Below are 18,828 nucleotides of genomic sequence, written 5' to 3' on the forward strand. Positions count from 1 at the left end.
CAGCTGGGGTCGGCGGCCGCCAACCGCGCCGGCGAGCGACTGCTGGCGGCGGCGGCGATTCCACTGGAACGCGACGCTCCCGCGCACGCCCTTGCCGATCTGGCCTGCACCGGCAGCCTGGCGCCTGCCTGGCTGGCCGCTGCCGGCCTGCCGGTCGATCCCGGAAGCGGCCGGGTCCGCACCGCGTCCAGCCTGGAAGTGGTGGGCCGCCCCGGCCTGTTCGCCTGCGGTGACTGCGGCCTGATCGACGGCCAGCCCCGCCCCCCGTCGGGGGTCTGGGCGGTGCGGGCCGCGCCGGTGCTGGCGGCCAACCTGAAACGCAGTATCGACAGCCCCAGCCGCCCCCTGAGGCCCTGGCGGCCCCAGCCGTTCGCCCTGCAGTTGCTCGGCGATGGCGGCTGGCATCCGGCCGGCCCCCGGGCCCTGGCCCTGTTCGGGCCGCTGGCGATCGGTCCGCACCGCTGGCTGTGGCACTGGAAGCAGGCCATCGACCAGGTGTTTATGGAACGCTTCACCGTCCTGCAGCCGATGGGCTCCAGAGGCAAGACCGAGCCCATGCCCTGCCGCGGCTGTGCCGCCAAGCTGTCCGCCGCCCCGCTGCAGGCGGCCCTGGGGCGACTCGGTGCGGTTGCCGTCCCCGCCGATGACGCCGCCGTGGTGGCCCGGCTTGACGACGGCGCGCTGCTGCTGCAGAGCGTGGATGGCTTCCCGGCCCTGGTGGACGACCCCTGGCTCAACGCCCGCCTCACCACCCTGCATGCCTGCAGCGACCTCTGGGCCTGTGGGGCGCCGGTGGAGAGCGCCCAGGCGCTGGTGACCCTGCCGGCCGCGGCGGCCGCCGTGCAGGAAGAGCTGCTGGTGCAGACCCTGGCGGGGGTGTGTTCCGTGCTGGAGCCGCAGGGGGCCGTGCTGCTGGGCGGGCACACCCTGGAGGGCCGCGATGGTGCCGGGCTCAGCCTGGCGCTCACGGTCAACGGCCGGGTGGCGCCGGCGCAGTTCTGGCGCAAGGGCCCGCTCCAGCCGGGTGATGTGCTGCTGCTCAGCCGCCCGCTCGGCAGTGGCGTGCTGTTCGCGGCGGCGATGGCGGCGGCCGCCGATCCCGCCTGGATCGAGCAGGCGCTGGCGGTGCTGCAGCAGAGCCAGGCGCCGCTGCTGCCGCTGCTGGCGCGCCACGGCTGCCGGGCCTGCACCGATGTGACCGGCTTCGGGTTGCTCGGCCACCTCGGCGAGATGATCGCCGCCAGTCCCGCGGTGCGCGTTGCTCTCGACTGGGCCGCCGTGCCGGCGCTGCCAGGCGCCCTGGAGCTTTTGGCAGCCGGTGTGGCCAGCAGCCTGGCCCCCGCCAATGCCGCCGCCCTGGCCCTGCTGGAGGGTGTGGTGCAGCTGGCCGGTCCTGGCCCGGACGGCCCTGAGGCCGCCCACAGGGCTCTGCTGATCGATCCCCAGACCTGCGGCCCGCTGCTGGCGGCGCTGCCGGCCGCCAATGCCGCTGCCGCTCTGCAGGAGCTGCGGGCGGCCGGCTTCGGCGCCGCTGCCCTGATCGGCCGGGTGCTGGCCTAGGTGTGCTTTCCCATCAGGCCGTCCGCCAGCAACCGGTCGGCGGCCTGCTCGGCGGTCTGCTCCCCCAGCTCCACGGTGACGACGCCACGACCGCTGAGGTCGTGGTCGTAGCAGCGGTCGTAGTAGTCGAGCATCTGCCGGCAGGCTTCGGTCGCCTCCCCGTTGGCGATCGCCTCCAGCGCGATGGCCGTGCGCTGAGGGCCCAGCCGCTTGGCGATGCGACGGGTGGCCTCCGCCACCGCGTCCGGGTCGTGCTGGCCGTAAATCGCCACCAGATGGGCCAGCCGCTGCTCCAGCGGCCGTTGCACCTCCAGCACCGGCGCGGCTTTCATCTGGCGCCAGAGGCCGGCCGGGATGCGGCAGCGGCCCACCATGGCGCTCTCCGCCTCCAGCCAGATCGCTTCCGCCCCCTCCAGCGCCCGCAAGGCGATGGCCAGCTGGTTTTCGTAGTGCTCTGTGCTGGGTTGCCGCGGCAGCCCCAGCCCGCCGAAGCTGCTGCCGCGATGGTTGGCAAGGCCTTCCAGGTCCACCACGGCGGCTCCACGCTGCTGCAGGGCCAGCAGCAATTCGGTCTTGCCGCAGCCGGTGCGGCCACCCAGCAGGCGCAGCGGCCAGGACCGCTCGAACAGCTCCAGCGCCCAGCGCCGGAAGCTCTTGTAGCCGCCGTGCAGCAGGCGCACCGGCAGCTCCAGGCTCTCGGCCAGCAGGGCCACGTTGCCGGAGCGCATGCCCCCCCGCCAGCAGGTGAGCCGCAGCGGCGCCCCCTCGGCGTCGGCGCTGCAGGCGGCCAGATCCGCCGCGAGTCCCTTCAGGCGCGGGCCCACCACCGCCAGTCCATGCAGCACTGCCGCCTGGCGCCCCTGCTGCTTGTAGAGCGTGCCCACCTCCGCCCGTTCGGCATCGCTGAACAGCGGCAGGTTGACGGCGCCGGGAATGTGGCCCTGGGCGAATTCCGCCGGGGTGCGCACATCCAGCAGTGGCCCCGTCCCCTCCAGGAAGCGCTCGATCGGCTGGGGCACCACCATCGCCAACCCGGGGCACGACGTCGTGAGCGCCATAGTGGCTCCAGGGCCGCCCTGCTGCGGCGCACCTTGCTTGCACGGCACCCCGGGCAGCGCGACGTGTGGCTCCTCGGACACCTCTTCGTGCCTCCTCGCTCCGCTGTGCTGCGAGCTGCTTCTGCGTTTCCCAGCGCAGTTGCCTGTTCAGCCGCCTGGGTGCCGAGGCGCCGGCCTGGGTCTCACCCGTCGCCCGCCCCGATCCTTCCCTCCGATCCCTTCTCACCGATGACGTTCCGCATCCGTGCCACCGCTGCGCTGGTGGGCCTTTCCCTGGCGCTGCTGCCGGCCCTGGCCCCCGCCGGCGGCCCCCTGCCGTCGCTGCTGAGCGAGGCGAAGGCGCAGCAGAACACCAAGGTGCTGCGCATCGGTGCGATCCCCGACCAGAAGCCCGAGGTGCTCAACCGGCTCTACCCGCTGGTGGCCAATGAACTCAGCCGTCAGCTGGGTGTGAAGGTCACCTACGTGCCGGTGGTGGATTACGCCGCCGCCGTCACCGCTTTCCGCACCGGCGGCCTGGATCTGGTCTGGTTCGGCAGTCTCACCGGCGTGCAGGCGCGCCTGCAGAAGCCCGGCGCCCAGGTGGTCGCCCAGCGCGACATCGACGCGTCGTTCCAGAGCGTCTTCATCGCCAACACCAGCAGCGGCCTCAAGCCGATCTCCAACGTGAAGGGGCTGACGGAGCTGAAGGGCAAGCGTTTCACCTTTGGCTCGGAGAGCTCCACCTCCGGCCGCCTGATGCCCCAGTTCTACCTGAATCAGGCCGGGGTCAAGCTCAGCGATTTCGCCGGCGGTGTCCCCGGCTTCAGCAGCAGCCATGACGCCACCATCGCCCTGGTGCAGAGCGGCGCCTATCAGGCCGGCGCCCTCAGCGAAGAGGTGTGGCGCAGCAACCTCAGCGCGGGCAAGGTCAACCGTGACAAGGTGCTCCAGATCTGGAAAACCCCCGGCTACCCCAACTACCACTGGCTCGCCCAGCCCGATCTCGACAAGCGCTTCGGCAAGGGCTTCAGCAACCGGGTGCGGTCGGCGATCCTCAGCTGGCGGACCACCGACCCCGAGCAGAAGCAGATCCTCGCCCTGTTCGGCGCCCAGCGGTTCATCCCCGCCAAGGCCGCGGATTACGCCCGTATCGAGCAGGTGGGCCGTCAGATCGGCAAGATCCGCTGAGGACGCACCGATGAACCCGGTGCTCGAACTGCGCGGCATCACGGTGCCGGGCCAACCGCGACCGCGGCTCGAGGGCATTGACCTCACCATCCGCCAGGGCGAGCGGGTGGCGTTGCTCGGGGCCAGCGGCGCCGGCAAGAGCACCCTGCTGGCGGTGGCCAATGGGCTGCTGCCAGCGCAGCACGGCGAGGTGCTGTGGGAGGGCCGGCCACCGGCCCGCTCACGGCGGGGCCGCCGCCTGCAGCAGGCCCGCATCGGCACCCTCTGGCAGGACCTGCGCCTGGTGGAAGAGCTCAGCGTGCAGCAGAACCTCAATGCCGCGCGGCTGGCGGTCTGGGGTTGGCCGAAGGCCCTGCTCAACCTGCTGCTGCCGCTCGAAACCGACGCCTGCCGCCAGGCGATGGCGACGATGGACCTGGAGCCACACCTGCTGGAGCGGCCGGTGTCGGCTCTCTCCGGCGGCCAGCGCCAGCGGGTGGCCATGGCGCGGCTGCTGCGCCAGGACCCGGTGCTGCTGCTGGCCGATGAACCCCTGGCCAGCCTTGATCCCCGCCTGGCGGCGGAGCTGCTGGCCCTGCTGCTGCGTCAGGCGATGCCGCCGCGTGCCCTGCTGCTCAGCCTGCACCGCCCCGATCTGCTGGAGGGCTTCGATCGGGCGATCGGTCTGCGGCAGGGCCGGCTGGTGTTCGACGGGCCGATCGCCGCGGTGCACCGGGCGCTGCTGACCGACCTCTACGAAGGCACGCCGCCGTGCAGCTGAGAGTTGCGCCGCCGCTGCTGGTGCTGCTGCCGGCCCTGGTGCTGCTGCCGCTGGGGCTGGTGCTGCCGGGCCTCAGCCACGGCGGTGGCTGGGAGCTGATCGGTCAGTTCGCCATGGCGGCGCTGACGCCGTCGCTGGATCCGGTGGTGCTGCGCTCGGTGGCCGGTGGGCTGCTGGTGACCGTGGCGATGGCGCTGCTGGGCTGGGCGGTGAGCCTGGTCCTCGGCCTGCTGCTGGGCGTGGCCAGCTCCCGCACCGTCTGGTCCACCCTCACCGGCAGTGCCCTGCCCGCCACCGGCATCCGCCGCCTGCTGGCCGTTCCCCGCTCCATCCATGAACTGATCTGGGGGCTGCTGCTCCTGCAACTGCTGGGGCTGCAGCCGGCGGTGGCTGTGCTGGCGATCGTGATCCCCTATGCGGCGCTGGTGGCGCGGGTGCTGAGTGATCTGCTCGACGCGTTGCCCACCACCAACGTGGAGGCCCTGCGGGCCGGTGGGGCGCCGGCGCCGGCCGCGTTGCTCACGGCGCTCGGCCCCGCCCTGCTGCCGGGGGTGCTCAGCTACGGCGGCTACCGGCTGGAGTGCGCCCTGCGCAGCGCCACCCTGCTGGGGGTGTTCGGCCTTGGCGGCCTCGGCACCGAGCTGAAGCTCACCATGCAGTCGCTCGCTTTCCATGAGCTCTGGACCGGCCTGTGGCTGCTGCTCGCCGTGATGCTCAGCCTGGAGGCCGGCCTGGGCCATCTGCGGCGACGTTGGCTGATGCCCGTGCGCTTCGGTCTGCAGCAGCCGTCGGTGGGGCTGCGGGCGCGGGAGATGCTGCTGGTGCTGCTGGCCCTGCTGCCGCTCTCGCTGCTGCTGGGTCATGCCCTTGGCGTGCAGCCCCAGGCGCTGCTCAGCGTGCAGCCGTTGCCGCCGCTGCAGAGCGACTGGCCCAGTGTGCTGGCCCTGCCCTGGCCGGCGCTGGTGGGCGGCACCCTGGGGCTGACGCTGCTGGCGGCCTGCCTGGCGGTGGGTCTGGCGCCCCTGCTGCTGCTGCTGGCGGCCCCGTCCCGCTGGCTGCGGGCGCCGCTGCGCCTGGTCTGGGCGCTGGGCCGCCTCTGGCCGCCGCCGCTCACGGCCTTGCTGCTGCTGCTGGTGCTGCAGCCCGGTGTCGTCACCGGTGCGCTGGCCCTCGGTTTTCACAACCTCGGCGTGCTCGGCCGCCTGCTGCTGGAGAGCGCCGCCGATGCCAGCCCGGCCACGGAGCAGGCGCTGGCCTGCGCCGGCAGCGGGCCGCGGCTGGCCCTGCTCTACGGCCGCCTCAGCGGCGTGGCCCGCCCCTACCTCGCCTATGCCGCCTACCGCAGCGATGTGATGCTGCGGGAATCGGTGGTGGTGAGCCTGGTGGGCGCCACGGGCCTCGGCAGCCAGCTGCTGGAGAGCCTCAGTTCGTTCGACTGGGACCAGCTGCTGGCGCTGGTGGTGGTCTATGCCCTGCTCACGCTGCTGGGGGAAGACCTCAGCGACCGCTGGCGGGCGAGGCTGCTGGCCAGCGGTTGAGCCGGGGACGGGCGGCGCGGCAGGGTGGGTGGCACCATCTGCAGCGCAGGCTGCCGCGCAGGCCATGACCGACGAGCCGGGGGGTGCCCCCGCAGTGCCATCGCCGCCCGCCGCGCCCGATCTGGTGGCGGTGGCCGAGCAGTTTGCGCTCGGCGCTCCGGTGCAGGCGATCGCCCCGCTCGGCGGCGGCAACGTCAACGACACCTACCTGGTGCAGCTGGTGGGGGCCCCCGGCGGCTCCCATGTGCTGCAGCGCCTCAACACCCACGTGTTCCGCCAGCCTCGGGATGTGATGCGCAACCTGCTGGCCTTCACCGCCCATGCCGAGCGCCAGCTGCAGGCGCCGGTGGCCGGCCCGGGCCGCCGCTGGGAGGTGCCGCGCGTGGTGCCGTTGCAGGCGGGTGCTGATCCCTGGCTGGAGTGCGACGGCGACTTCTGGCGCATGACCACCTTCATCGGCGGCGCCCGCAGCCTCGACCAGCTCAGTGACACCGGGCAGGCCCGTGAGGTGGGCTATGGCCTGGGCCGCTTCCACCGGTTGGTGAGCGATCTGCCGGTGGACCAGCTGGTGGACACGCTGGAGGGGTTCCACATCACTCCCACCTACCTGGCGGCCTACCACCGGGTCTGCGCCGCGTCGCCGCCGCCTGCCTCCCCCGAGCTGCGCCACTGCGCCGCCTTCGTGGCGGAACGGCAGCGGTGGGCGTCGGTGCTGGAGGACGCCAAGGGGAGCGGCCGGCTGCAGCTGCGCCCCATCCATGGCGACCCGAAGGTGAACAACGTGCTGATCGATGCGGCCAGCGGCGCCGCGATCAGCCTGGTGGATCTCGACACCGTGAAGCCGGGCCTGATCCACTACGACATCGGCGACTGCCTGCGCTCGGCCTGCAACCTGGCCGGGGAGGAAGCCGCCGACTGGCGCGCAGTGCGCTTCGACACCGGCTTCTGCGCGGCGCTGCTGGAGGGGTACGCGGCGGCGGCCCGCCCCATGCTCACCCCCGACGACGTGGCCTTCCTCTACGACGCGATCCGCCTGCTGGCCTTCGAGCTGGGGGTGCGTTTCCTCACCGACCATCTCGCCGGTGACGTGTACTTCAAGGTGCGCCGGCCGGGGCAGAACCTGCAGCGGGCCCTGGTGCAGTTCGCCCTCGCCGCCAGCATCGAGGCGCAGGAAGCCGAGATCCGCGCGATCGTCGCGGCGGTGATGGCATGACCTCGCCACCCTCATCGCCACCGCCACCTCTGGACTCCCACGCCTTCACGCTTCATCCCTTCCTGGCGGCTCCCCCAGCGGCGCCCGATCTTGACCTGTCGCCGGCGGCCCTCACCCTCACCGGCCAGGTGGTGCGGCGCGGCGCGGAGCTGCAGATCGGCTGGCGGCTGGCGGGCGCGCTCGAGGGCGTGTGCCTGCCGGAGCCGGCGGCGCTGCCCCAGCGCTGCGATGGCCTCTGGCAGACCACCTGCCTGGAGTTCTTCCTGGCCACTCCCGGTGCCGACGCCTACTGGGAGGTGAACCTCTCCCCCGCCGGCCACTGGAACGTCTACCGCTTCAGTGGCTACCGCCAGGGGATGGCGCCGGAGGCGGCGCTGCAGGCGCTGCCCTTCCTGGTCACGCGCACGCCTGGCGTTCTGGAGCTCGAGCTCACCTGCGACCTTGCCGCCCTCCTGCCCGGCGGCGGCCCGCTGGAGCTGGCAGTCACCGCCGTGGTGGAGCAGGCCGGCGGCGCCCTCAGTTACTGGGCCCTGGCCCATCCCGGCAATGCGCCCGATTTCCACCGCCGCGACGGCTTTCAGCTGCGCCTTTAGGGGGCGAGGGTCGCGGGCCCGGCCCCTGCCGGCGCTGCCGGCGGGAGCCTCCCCTCCTCCAGCACCCGTTCCACCACCAGCCCCCGGCGGCGCAGCAGGGCGATCAGCCCCCCTTCGCCCAGCAGGTGGGCGGCCCCCACCACCACCATGGTGTTGTCCGGCTGCTGCAGGAAGGACTCGATCGGCGGCAGCCAGTGGCTGTTGCGGCGGTCGAGCAGTACCGCCCGTACGCCCGGGGTTGAGCCGTCGTTCGCGAGCGCCAGCCGCTCCAGCGTGGCCAGATCCCCGCGGCGCCAGGCGGTCTCCAGCTCGTTCAGGCGGCGTGGCAATGGCTCCTGTTCCGCGATCGCCTGATCGAGCAGCGCCAGCTGGTCGCTGAGCGGCAGGCCCGCCAGCAGCCCCAGCTGAACGCTGGCCGTTTCCAGCCCCGTCACCGGTTTGCGATCGGCCGCGGCCCGTGCCTGCAGCTGGGCCTCCACGCCGTTCTCGCCGCCATAGCCGCTGCGCAGCAGCTGGCCCGAGGCCAGCATCAGCGCCACCGCCCAAGGTTTCAGCGGCTCGGCCAGTTCCGGCGTCAGGCCGGCGCTCTTCAGCAGCGGCTGCAGCTGCCGCCAGCGCTGCGGTCCCAGGTCGGCGCTGAGCGTGCCGCCGCCGTCCTGCAGGCCGCGGCGCAGCAGTTCCTCAGCCAGCTCCGCCGGACTTGTGCTCTTCAGATCGATTTCCATCACCAGCCGCGCGGCGGCGGCGTAAGCGCGCACATAGGTGGCCGGCAGGTTGCTGCGCGTGGCGGGAAGGCCGTGCATCGATCCGGCCACGTACACCCAGCCCGCCCCCTGGCGCAGTCGCCAGATCACCCCCGGCCCGGCCAGCTCCGCGGCCCATGCGCCGGTGCAGCTGAGCACCATCACAGCAGCGAGCGCCCCGCGCCTCAGGCTGCGGCCCCACGGGAGCGGGCCCCAGCGACGCTGGAGTCGGAAGGCGGCGGCGCCACGGGAGGTATTGCCACGGAAGACGACGCCACGACAGCCGCCATCACGGGAAACGCTGTTGGCCGCTGGCCGGGTGATTGCCGCATGCATGGCCCGCTGGCAGCGTTGCCGCAGGCTATTTCCGCGCTGCTGGCCCTGCTAGCTTTGGTACATCTGTACTAATCTGCAAGGCCTGCCCCGGGGCCCATGCCCGCCCAGTCACCGCCCGATCCCCTGCCGCTGCCGGAGGCCCGCTCACGGCCTGAGCCCCAGTCACGGCCTGCGGCCCAGGCCCAGTCACCGCCCGAGCCCCAGCCGCTCCCGCGGCCCCTGCGCCAGTGCCGCACCGGCCTGCTGCTGCCCCTGGCCGGCGAGAGCGTGGCTGCCGGTTTCCCCAGTCCCGCCGACGACTACGTCGAAACCGGCATCGACCTCAACGAGCAGCTGATCGCCCGCCCCAGCAGCACCTTCTTCCTGCGCGTGAGCGGCGATTCGATGGTGGAGGCCGGCATCCATCACGGTGACCTGCTGATCGTCGATCGCAGCGTCGAGCCGCGCCCCGGCCGCATCGTGGTGGCCGTGCTGGAGGGGGCCTTCACGCTCAAGCGCCTGGTGCTGCACCGCGGTCGCCTGCGGCTGGAGGCGGCCCATCCCGCCTACCCGCCGCTGGCCCTGGGCGAGGGCGACGACACGCTCCTCTGGGGCGTGGCCATCCACGTGATCCACCCGCTCTGAGCCCCCTCCACCCCAACCTCCATGGCCTGGGCCACCGCGCTGATCGACGGCAACAACTTCTACGCCTCCTGCGAGGCGGCGCTCGATCCTTCGTTGATCGGCCGGCCGCTGGTGGTGCTCTCCAACAACGACGGCTGCATCGTGGCCCGCAGCGCCGAGGCCCGCGCCCTCGGCATCGCCATGGGCACCCCCTATTTCCAGGTGCGCCGCGAGTTGGAGCGGCTCGGGGTGGTGGTGCGCAGCTCCAACTACGCCCTCTACGCCGACATGAGCCACCGCCTGATGCTCACGCTCGAGCCCTGGGTGGAGGAGCTGGAGGTCTATTCGATCGACGAAGCGTTCGGCCGCCTGCGCCGCCCCGCCGGCACCGGTGGCCCGGCAGGCACCGGTGCTGATCTCACCGCCTGGGGCCAGGCGCTGCGGGCCCAGGTGCGGCGGCATCTGGGGCTACCGGTGGCGGTGGGCATCGCCCCCTCCAAGCTGCTCGCCAAGGTGGCCAACAAGCTGGCCAAGCAGAACCGCGCCCACGGCGGTGTGTTCGATCTGGGGGTGGTGGCCGCCCCCGATCCCTGGCTGGCGGCCGTCGCGATCGAAGACGTGTGGGGCATCGGCCGCAAGCTCTCGCGCTGGTGCCGGCTGCGCGGCGTGGCCAATGCGCTGCAGCTGCGCGACATGGCCAGCGGTGAGCTGCGGGCCAGGGCGGGCGTGGTGGGGCTGCGGCTGCAGCAGGAGTTGCGGGGCCACAGCTGCCTGCCGCTGGTGGCGGTGCCGCCCGCCAAGCGGGAAACCTGCGTGAGCCGCAGCTTCAGCGAACCGGTGCGGGAGCTGCCCCAGCTGCGGGAGGCGATCGCCACCTACCTCAGCCGCGCCGCCGAGAAGCTGCGCCGCCAGGGCCAACGCACCGACACCATCACCGTGTTCGTGCGCAGCAGCCCCTTCAACGGCACCAGCTTCTACGCCAATGCCGCCACGGTGTCGCTGCCGCTGGCCAGCAACGACACGGCCGTGCTGCTGGCCGCCGCCCTGCCCCTGGCCGACCGCCTGTTCCGCCCCCACAAACCCCTGCAGAAGGCCGGTGTGCTGCTGCAGAACCTGCAGCCCCTGCAGCAGTTGCAGCACCATCTGCTCACGCCGCTGCCGCCGGAGCAGCAGCAGCGACGCGAAGCCCTGATGGCCACGATCGATGGCCTCAACCGCCGCTACGGCCGCGGCACCGTGCAATGGGCCGCCTGCGGTCTCCGGCCGGCCTGGGCGATGAAGCGGCAGCAGCTCTCGCGGGCCGCCACCACCCGCCTCAGCGACATCCCGGTGGTGCGCGCCTGAGCCTCAGGCCTTGGTGCGCAGGCTGTTGCGCGGCGGCACCGGCCGCCCCACGCGCAACTGATGCCGCCAACGCCCCGCCTGGAACCAGGTCGCTGCCGCCAGCGCCGCCACCACCAGTGCACCAGCCGCCGCCGCTGAGGCCCCCCACCAGGCCGCCGCGCCGAGCGCCAGCAGCAGCACGGCCGCCGCCAGCGGCTGCAGCTGGGCCAGCCGCCGGTCGGCGCCGGAGCAGCTGCGGCAGTGGCGGGTGTGGCTCTCGTAGCGCTCGAGCAGCGGCGTTTCCCCCAGCCGCTCGGGCAGCGGCGCCGCACCGAAGGGTTTACCGGCGCCGCCGCTGACCCAGTCGTGCAGGGCGCGCACGTAGCGATCGGACGGGGTGGCCAGGTAGCAGGAGCGCACCAGCGCGTCGCTGCCGCCCCGCTGCTGCAGCACCCGCTCCTGCCAGTGCAGGAAGGCCTGGTCGTCTTCCAGCACCACATGGTTGGCCAGGTGCTGCAGCCATTCGGGCCGCAGCTTCAGCAGCCGCGCCGGCAGCGCCGATTCGAAGCGGAAGGGGAAGCGGGCGAACAGGCGGCACTCCCCCGGCCGGATCGGTGTGGCGTACACCACGGTGAGGATGCGGGCAAAACCCTTGGCGGTGAGGTCGTGCCACATCAGGCAGGGGGCCTGAAAGCTGGTGTGCTGGGTGCCGAGCGTGCCCCGGCGCGGCCCCTCGGGCCACACGCCGGTGAAGCCGTCCGGTCCGCTGCTGGTCAGCTCCAGGTTCACCGGACCTGCCGTCTCGCGTTTGCCCACCGTGGCGTGGTGGGTGAACGGCACATGGCTCACATCGAGCACGTTCTCCAGCAGGGTGAGGGCGTCGTAGGGCAGGTCGCGGAAGGTGTCCTGCACGCTCCAGCGCTCCGGTTCCGCCGCGAGCATCGGCAGCAGTGGCAAGGGCACGGCGGCAGCCGTCTCCGCCTCCCCGGCGAACACGAACAGCAGCCCCTGCCCCGTGGCGGTGGCATAGGCGCGGCAGTGGCTGCGGGGCGAAGCGGCGGCCGTGTCGCCCTCCGCCTGCGGAATGGCGGTGCAGTGCCCGTCGCCGTTGAAGGTCCAGCCGTGGTACGGACATTCCAGCTCGCCCGCCCCGTTCAGCCGGCCCTGGGAGAGCGGCACGAGCCGGTGCGGGCACACATCCGCAAACGCGCGCCACTGGCCGGGCTCCCGGTCGTACCAGAGCACCAGGTCGTCGCCCAGCAGGGTGAACGGGGTGGGCCGCGCCGGGTCCAGGTCCTTGAGATAGGCAACGGGATACCAGCTGCGCCGCCAGATCGACCCCGCGGCCGGCAGGGCGTCGGTGGCCACGGTCGTAGGGCTGGCGGAGTCGGCGGCAGCGGCGGGTGTCAACGGAGCACAACCTGGGGGGTCGAATCTGGCAGGGCTGCCGGGGTGGCCGCGGTGCGGCCGGATGGCAGAGCGATCCTGGGGGCCGAGCCAGTTCCGCAGGTTTTCTGACCGACTTGTTGCGGCACGGCTGTGGCGCCGGACGGGATTCGGCGCACAAGAACTGACCAGACGGCCCTTCAATCCACCCTTCCAACTCCCGCCTGCAGCTCCTGTTGCGCCAGCGTCAACCAGCCGTGGTCTCGGCTGCAGAATTTACAATTAAAGATATCCTTGCTGTTAAATCCACAATGGCAGCAATGACTGCTGTTGACTTCACGGATGCAGAGATCACAAGTATAGAGATCACAGGCCTGAAAATCATCGATAAAGATCATGCAGTTGCTGATGTCATGGGTACAGATTTCGCTGCCACAGATTTCGAGGTCGCAGAGTGAGCGATCACCGAGCAGACAGCCGCAGGGGTCTGCCCAATAGAACAGCGGCTCGGGCGGGCCTCCCCATGGACTTGCTACAGGGAAGGCAGGCAGGAGCGTCCTCACCCCACACCTGCCGCCTTCAGGAAACGTGATGCGGAACTGGAAGAGATGTCTCGGAGTTGTGGCCTTGCTCTGATCCTGGACAGAGTGGTGAGCAGCACCGGAACCGAGAGGCTGGATGGGCAGGCTCTTCACGATCGGCGACAGCGTCTCGCAGGGCTTTCGCAGTGGCTGCACCGCCTTCACAGAACATGCCTACAGCACCCATCTGGCCAGAGCCCTGGGGATCGCGCCCAGCGACTACCGGCTGGTGCTGTGGGAAGGGGAAAAGCTGAAGTTCGACCTCGAAGCACTGTTCCGCAGGCTGGAGGGCCGTTTCGGTGTGGACGTGGATTGGGGGGAATGGCCGCGGGCCTTGCTGCAGATCATGGGCGAGCTGGATCGCGCTGAAACCTATTTCGAGCGAGGGCCGGGAGCCATCGGCAAGCCCGTGCGGTCCTTCAGCTCACCATTCACCGACAACACCGCCGTGGAAGGGATGCGGGTGAGCGATGCCTGGGAGATCACCCCGGCGCTCTGCAAGCATCGAATCCAGCTCGACAGTCGTGGTCTCGACAACAACTTCGGCCTTGCCTGCGCCAACCAACCCTTCTACCGGGCCGCCTACCGCGTGCTCAATCCCCAGGCGAACGACACGTTTGACGCCCACTCCCCGATCCGCTGGCTGGAAGGTGTGGCGTCCAGTGAAGGTGTCGACAATCTGATCGTGTTCCTGGGGGCGAACAATGCTCTCGGCACCCTCTTTTCCCTCGACGTTCGCCTCACGCCGGGGGATGGCAGAAGCTTCACCGCCCGCAGCGAAGACCCGACCAAGCCCGATCCCTTCAACCTCTGGCATCCGAACGATTTCGAGCGCGACTACCGGCAGTTGCTCGAGAAGATCTGTCAGGCGATGGCCAGCAACCGCAACGCCAGCTGGAAGGCCTACGTGGGAACGGTGCCGCTGGTGACGATCGCGCCGATCATCGACGGCTTCGGGGAGGAACGGGTGGTGAAGGATCCGCGCGTACCGCCGGGCAACGCCTCCGGCACCTTCCGCTATTACCAGTACTACAAGCGTTATGGCGTCAGCGATGCCACAGCGCTTTCACGGCGGCAGAACCACCTCACCTTTCGTGATGCCCAGTTCATCGATAACGTGATCCTTCGATACAACATGATCATCAAGCAGTTGCTGGCTGAATTCAATCAGCGCTATTCCCACAGCCCGTTCGTGCTGGTGGACATTGGCGATGTGCTCTCCCGCATGGCCTGGAAGCGCAACAGCGGCATGCCCAATTATGTGTATCCCGAAGAATTCCAGTGGCTGTATCCGCCGCTGAATACCAAGTTCTACAAAGCCAGCAAAGAGGGGGAACTGCTGGAGGGCGGCATCTTCAGCCTGGATGGCGTCCACCCCACCGTGATCGGCCAGGGGATCATCGCCTGGGAGTTTCTCAAGGCCTTCCAGGCCAATGGCTCCGCCCCGGCGTCTGCTGCGATCGATTGGCCTGAGATCATGAAGCAGGATGAGCTCTACAGCAAACCGATCCGCGTGCTCGACGACCTCATCGAGAACGATCAGGTCGTCGATTTCTTCACCCAGGTGATGGCGTTGCTGGGGCGCTGAGCGCCGTTGCGCAGCACCGAAAGCCGCCTCATACAGCCGGCCGCCGTGTGGCCTGCCTCAGGCCGCCGGGGCCTGCAGCGTTTCCTCCCAGCCGGCGCAGCGCTGCTGATCGAGATGGCCGATGTGCAGCCGCTCGCTGTAATACAGCTCCTGGAAATGGAGCGCATCGCGGTTCAGTTCAACGAACAGCGCCCCGATCCTGCTTTCCATGTCGAGCAGGGCTGGTGTTGCTCCGCTAGGGCAGCGCGGCGGGGCTACCGCCGCGCTGCTTCCTGGCGCCGCTGAGCCGTTGCCGTTCTCTTCGGCCAGCAGCCGGGCGATGCAGCGCTCCAGGGTTTCCAGGTTCTGGCCGCGCCAGGAATCGAGCAGGTGGCGGCAGCGCTTGAGGCTGCGCTGACGCTCCAGCACGGCCGTGGTGCCTCGCAGCTGCAGCAGGGGCTGGGCCAGCACCATGCGTTGCAGCTCGTTGGGCTCCAGCAGGGGGGTGAGCCGGTTGAGCAGTTCGCTCTGGTCCATCAGCAGCTGGTCGGCCAGCAGGCGGGGCAGGTCGAGATCCCCCAGATCCTCGCCGGGGTCAGTGCCGCGGTTCACCGCCTCCAGCCGGCCGGCGCCGAGGTTGTCTTCCTCCAGCTGGCTGATCGCCGCCCACAGCAGCCGGTGGTGCTGCAAGGCGAAATCATCCAGTTCTCGCAGCCGCAGCTCCCGCCGGATCGCGCCGCGATGGATGGGCGCATGCAGGTAGAGCCGCAGGAGCTCCGCCTCCGCCCGCTCGCGCAGGCCGACCTCGCCGGGCTTGTCCCAGCGGCTGGCGCGGCCGTGCCAGCGCTCGCCCTTCACCTGCAGGCGCAGGTCTTCCTCCAGCTTCTGGGCCAGGCGTGCCTGGCCGCCGGAGAGGCGCTCGGCCACCTGCTGCAGGTAGTGGCTGCGCACGGCGCTCTGCGGCAGCTTGCCCAGTAGGGCCACCAGGGCCGACACCGCCTGCTGGAACTGATCGGCGCGGGCCAGGTCCTTGCCCTCAAGTGCCTGCTCGATCTGCCAGTCGAGCCAGAGCGGCGCCTGCTCCAGTAGGGCGCGGTACTCGCCGGCGCCGTGTTCCTTGAGGAAGTCGTCGGGGTCTTTGCCGGCGGGCAGGTGCAGCACCCGCAGCTCCACCTGCCCCTGCAGCGCCAGCTGCTCCACCTCGCCGATCGCCCGCTGCGCCGCCCGCACGCCGGCGCCGTCGGTGTCGAAGTTGAGCACGAGGCGGCGGCTGTCGCAGCAGCGGCACAGCTGGGTGATCTGCTGGCTGCTGAGCGCCGTGCCGAGTGACGCCACCGCATTGGTGATGCCGGCGGCATGCAGGGCGATCACGTCGAAATAGCCCTCCACCACCACCGCCTGGTCGTCCTTGCGGATGGCGTTGGTGGCGCGGTCGAGGCCGAACAGGTGCTTGCCCTTCTCGAACACCTCCGTTTCAGGGGAGTTGAGGTATTTCGGTTCGCCGCCGTCGAGGCTGCGGCCGCCGAAGCCGATCACTCGCCCCTGCCGGTCGCGGATCGGCACCATCACCCGGTGGCGGAAGCGGTCGTAGAAGCCGTCGCCCCCCTTGCGCGGCACCACCAGACCGGCGGCCTCCAGCAGCTCGGGCGCCAGCCCCTCCACCTGCTGCAGGTGCTTCAGCAGCCCATCCCACGCCTCGGGCGCATAGCCGAGCTCAAAGCTCTCCAGCGTGGTTTCGCTCAGGCCCCGCTGCTGCTTGAGGTAGGCCAGGGCTGCGGCGCCGGCGGGGCTGCGCAGCTGGCTGCGGAACCAGCCGGAGGCCAGCGCCAGCGCCCGCAGCAGTGCTTCGCGGCGCGAGAGCTGCTGCCGCAGCCGTTCCTGCTGCGGCCCCTCCACCGTTTCCACCGGCAGCTGGTATTTGCGCGCCAGATCCAGCACCACATCGCTGAAGCTGGTGCGCTGCAGCTCCATCAGGAACTTGATCGCGTTGCCGCCGGCCCCGCAGGAGAAGCAGTAATAGAACTGCTTGGCGGGCGACACCGTCATCGACGGCGATTTGTCGTCGTGGAAGGGGCAGAGGCCCACGAACTCGCGGCCCTTTTTCTTGAGCACCACGTGCTCCCCCACCACATCGACGATGTCGGCGCGTTCCTTGACGGCCTCGATCGTGCGCGGGTGAAGGCGGGCCTGGGGTGCCGTGGGACTCAAGGAAAGGCGCTACCGGTAGGGGCTGACTTGCTCCCATTCTGCCCGAGGCCACCAGGTGTGGGGAGCTGCCGTTGCCACCATCCCGGCGACGCCAGGCACCGCCCCGCCGGCCGGGCAGTGTCTAGCGTCGGCGATTGCGGGCGTCGCGCCTGCTCGGCTGGGATCCGGCATGGACATGCTGCTCAGCGCCCTGGCCTTCAGCCTGATGGGGGTGTGCGTCAAGGCGCTGGGCGGGCGGCTGCCGGTGGAGCAGGTGGTGCTGGCCCGCTCGGTGGTGAGCCTGCTGATCAGCTGGTGGATGCTGCGGCGGGCGGGTGTCTCCCCCTGGGGGCAGCGCAAGGGGTTGCTGGTGAGCCGTGGCGTGCTCGGCACCGCCGGCCTCTATTGCGTGTTCCTGGCCATCGCCGGCCTGCCCCTGGCGGTGGCCACGGTGCTGCAATACCTCCATCCCACCTTCACGGCCCTGCTGGCCTGGCCGCTGCTGGGCGAACGGCCCGGCGCCCGGGTGTGGCTGGCGGTGGCGCTCGGCTGGCTGGGCGTGCTGCTGCTCACCGATCCCGGCGCCCTGGCGCTGGTTCAGCCGGCGGGCACGGCGGCTGGTGTGGCGGCTGGCGCGGCCCTGCCCACCCTGCCGCTGCTGTTCGCCCTGGCCGGCGCGTTGCTGTCGGCGCTGGCCTATGTGAGCGTGCGCGCCCTGCGCCGCAGCGAACACCCCCTGGTGGTGGTGTTCTATTTCCCGCTGCTGGCGCTGCCGCTCAGCCTGCCGCTGGTGCTGCTGCATCCGGTGATGCCCACCACGGCGGAGTGGGGCTGGCTGCTGGGGGTGGGGGTGTTCACCCAGCTGGGCCAGCTGGCCCTGACCCGCGGCCTGATGACGATGCCGGCCGCCCGCGCCACCGCACTCAGCTACGTGCAAGTGCCGCTCGCCGCCCTCTGGGGGCTGATGTGGTTCGGCGAAACCCTCGACCCCGACATCCTCACCGCCGCCGGCCTCGTGCTCGGCGCCACCCTCTTGAGCCTGGGTCGCTGAAGGGTCACGCCAGCGGCCTTGCTCAGGCCATCACCATCAGGCCATCGCCGTGATCGCGCTGCGGAAGCGGGCGTGGGCCACGCCGAAGAACACCGAACCGATCAGCAGCAGGGCCAGGAACTGGGGCCACACCACCGCGAGCGTGGCCCCACGGAAGAGGATGCCCTGGGCGAGCATCACGAAGTGGGTGTTCGGCGCCGCCAGCATCACGGTCCGCACCAGCTCGGGCATGCTTTCGCGCGGGGTGACCCCACCCGAGAGCATCTGGAGCGGCAGCAGCACCATCATCAGCAACAGACCGAACTGAGCCATTGAACGGGCGAAGGTGCCCAGGAAGATGCCCAGCGAGGTGGAGGCGAACAGGTAAAGCGTCGCCCCGGCGGTGAACAGCGGCAGCGAACCGGCCAGAGGCACCCTGAGCAGATCCTGCACCACGAACACCAGGGACAGCAGGCCGGACAGGAGCACCACCAGACCCATCGACCACACCTTGCTGGCCATGATCTCGAAGGGCGTCACCGGCATCACCAGCAGGTGCTCGATCGTGCCCCGCTCCCGCTCCCGGATCAGCGCGGCGCCAGTTAACACGATCGAGAGCAGGGTGATGTTGTCGATCACCTTGTTCACAGCGCCGAACCAGGTCTTGGTGAGCTCGGGGTTGAAGCGCATGCGCGTCACCAGCTGCAGCGGGGGCACCGCAGTTGCCTGGCTGTTCTGCACAAAGGTCTGCACCTCGGTGCTGATGATCGACTGGACATAGCCGCTGCCCGTGAGCGCCTGGCTGACGCGGGTGGCGTCCACGTTGAGCTGAACAGCCGGTGAACGGCCGGCCAGCACATCGCGCTGGAAGCCGCTGGGAATCACCAGGGCGAAGGTGTCGAGCCCCGCATCCATGCGCTGGTCCATCCGGGCCTGCTGGATCAACTCCGGCAGCTGGAAGTAGGGCGGCTCGAACGCGGCGATGATCCGCTCCGAGAGCAGCGAATGGTCTTCATCCACGATCGCGATCGGGGCCGTGTGCAGCGTTTCAGGAAGCACCGTCGCACCGGTGTAGACCGAAACTGTGAAGACGAAGACGATCAGCAGCAGCATGATCGGGTCACGGGCCAGGCTCCACAGCTCCTTGAGGCCCAGATGCAGAACGTTGGCGGCGCGCATG

Annotated in this window: 16 protein-coding genes; 11 read left to right on the forward strand and 5 right to left on the reverse strand. The window is 70.6% G+C overall.

The genetic code is table 11. The features are described from left to right. On the forward strand, positions 1-1,560 hold a 1,560-nt coding region (selD, locus tag KQ303_RS02940; protein ID WP_259729087.1), incomplete at its 5' end, for a selenide, water dikinase SelD. Here selD and mnmH read toward each other — a convergent pair. Then, positions 1,557-2,618: a tRNA 2-selenouridine(34) synthase MnmH gene (mnmH, locus tag KQ303_RS02945; RefSeq protein WP_259729088.1), complete on the reverse strand. Its 1,062-nt coding sequence runs from the start codon at positions 2,616-2,618 to the stop codon at positions 1,557-1,559. The genes selD and mnmH overlap by 4 nt on opposite strands. Before the next feature lie 228 nt (positions 2,619-2,846). Between mnmH and KQ303_RS02950 the strand changes: the two genes are divergently transcribed. The 5 genes from KQ303_RS02950 to KQ303_RS02970 all read left to right on the forward strand — a co-directional run bounded on the left by KQ303_RS02950 (position 2,847) and on the right by KQ303_RS02970 (position 7,892). Further along, the gene (locus KQ303_RS02950; RefSeq protein WP_259729089.1) at positions 2,847-3,788 is read left to right on the forward strand and encodes a putative selenate ABC transporter substrate-binding protein; all 942 of its coding nucleotides are present in this window, start codon (positions 2,847-2,849) and stop codon (positions 3,786-3,788) included. A gap of 10 nt (positions 3,789-3,798) precedes the next feature. Continuing rightward, on the forward strand, positions 3,799-4,548 hold the full coding sequence (locus KQ303_RS02955) for a phosphonate ABC transporter ATP-binding protein (RefSeq protein ID WP_259729090.1): 750 nt from the start codon (positions 3,799-3,801) through the stop codon (positions 4,546-4,548). After that, positions 4,545-6,086: an ABC transporter permease gene (locus KQ303_RS02960; RefSeq protein WP_259729110.1), complete on the forward strand. Its 1,542-nt coding sequence runs from the start codon at positions 4,545-4,547 to the stop codon at positions 6,084-6,086. Before KQ303_RS02955 ends, KQ303_RS02960 begins: the two co-directional genes overlap by 4 nt. Positions 6,087-6,150: 64 nt before the next feature. Then, a complete protein-coding gene (locus tag KQ303_RS02965) occupies positions 6,151-7,299 on the forward strand; it encodes a phosphotransferase enzyme family protein (protein WP_259729091.1) in 1,149 nt (382 codons plus the stop codon). Next, positions 7,296-7,892, forward strand: a complete 597-nt coding sequence (locus KQ303_RS02970) for a DOMON-like domain-containing protein (RefSeq protein ID WP_259729092.1) — start codon at positions 7,296-7,298, stop codon at positions 7,890-7,892. The genes KQ303_RS02965 and KQ303_RS02970 overlap by 4 nt, the downstream gene beginning before the upstream one ends. On the opposite strand, the gene KQ303_RS02975 is transcribed toward KQ303_RS02970, so the two are convergent. Continuing rightward, positions 7,889-8,971 (reverse strand): TraB/GumN family protein, encoded by a 1,083-nt coding sequence (locus KQ303_RS02975; protein WP_259729093.1) that lies wholly within the window; start codon positions 8,969-8,971, stop codon positions 7,889-7,891. The two genes, KQ303_RS02970 and KQ303_RS02975, sit on opposite strands and share 4 nt — an antisense overlap. Before the next feature lie 96 nt (positions 8,972-9,067). Here KQ303_RS02975 and KQ303_RS02980 point away from each other — a divergent pair, with 96 nt between their 5' ends. Both KQ303_RS02980 and KQ303_RS02985 read left to right on the forward strand, forming a co-directional pair. After that, positions 9,068-9,595, forward strand: a complete 528-nt coding sequence (locus KQ303_RS02980; RefSeq protein ID WP_259729094.1) for a LexA family transcriptional regulator — start codon at positions 9,068-9,070, stop codon at positions 9,593-9,595. A gap of 21 nt (positions 9,596-9,616) precedes the next feature. Continuing rightward, the gene (locus KQ303_RS02985; protein WP_259729095.1) at positions 9,617-10,918 is read left to right on the forward strand and encodes a Y-family DNA polymerase; all 1,302 of its coding nucleotides are present in this window, start codon (positions 9,617-9,619) and stop codon (positions 10,916-10,918) included. Positions 10,919-10,921: 3 nt separating this feature from the next. Here KQ303_RS02985 and KQ303_RS02990 read toward each other — a convergent pair whose 3' ends face one another. Next, complete coding sequence (locus KQ303_RS02990) at positions 10,922-12,250, reverse strand: Rieske 2Fe-2S domain-containing protein (protein ID WP_259729111.1); 1,329 nt, start codon at positions 12,248-12,250, stop codon at positions 10,922-10,924. Positions 12,251-12,519: 269 nt separating this feature from the next. Here KQ303_RS02990 and KQ303_RS02995 point away from each other — a divergent pair, with 269 nt between their 5' ends. Together KQ303_RS02995 and KQ303_RS03000 are read left to right on the forward strand one after the other, a co-directional pair. Beyond that, positions 12,520-12,741, forward strand: coding sequence for a hypothetical protein (locus KQ303_RS02995; RefSeq protein WP_259729096.1), 222 nt, complete (start codon positions 12,520-12,522; stop codon positions 12,739-12,741). Between the two features lie 220 nt (positions 12,742-12,961). Continuing rightward, complete coding sequence (locus KQ303_RS03000) at positions 12,962-14,452, forward strand: hypothetical protein (protein WP_259729097.1); 1,491 nt, start codon at positions 12,962-12,964, stop codon at positions 14,450-14,452. 57 nt (positions 14,453-14,509) lie between these two features. Here the strand turns inward: KQ303_RS03000 and dnaG are convergent, their stop codons facing one another. Then, positions 14,510-16,639 (reverse strand): DNA primase, encoded by a 2,130-nt coding sequence (dnaG, locus tag KQ303_RS03005; protein WP_259729098.1) that lies wholly within the window; start codon positions 16,637-16,639, stop codon positions 14,510-14,512. A 175-nt stretch (positions 16,640-16,814) separates the two neighbouring features. On the opposite strand from dnaG, the gene KQ303_RS03010 reads away from it, so the two are divergent. After that, on the forward strand, positions 16,815-17,669 hold the full coding sequence (locus KQ303_RS03010) for a DMT family transporter (protein WP_399232748.1): 855 nt from the start codon (positions 16,815-16,817) through the stop codon (positions 17,667-17,669). Between the two features lie 36 nt (positions 17,670-17,705). On the opposite strand, the gene KQ303_RS03015 is transcribed toward KQ303_RS03010, so the two are convergent. Next, positions 17,706-18,827: an ABC transporter permease gene (locus tag KQ303_RS03015; protein WP_259729100.1), complete on the reverse strand. Its 1,122-nt coding sequence runs from the start codon at positions 18,825-18,827 to the stop codon at positions 17,706-17,708. Position 18,828 lies beyond the last annotated feature (1 nt).

Source organism: Synechococcus sp. CS-1333 (assembly GCF_025128015.1).
Lineage (GTDB): Bacteria > Cyanobacteriota > Cyanobacteriia > PCC-6307 > Cyanobiaceae > MW101C3.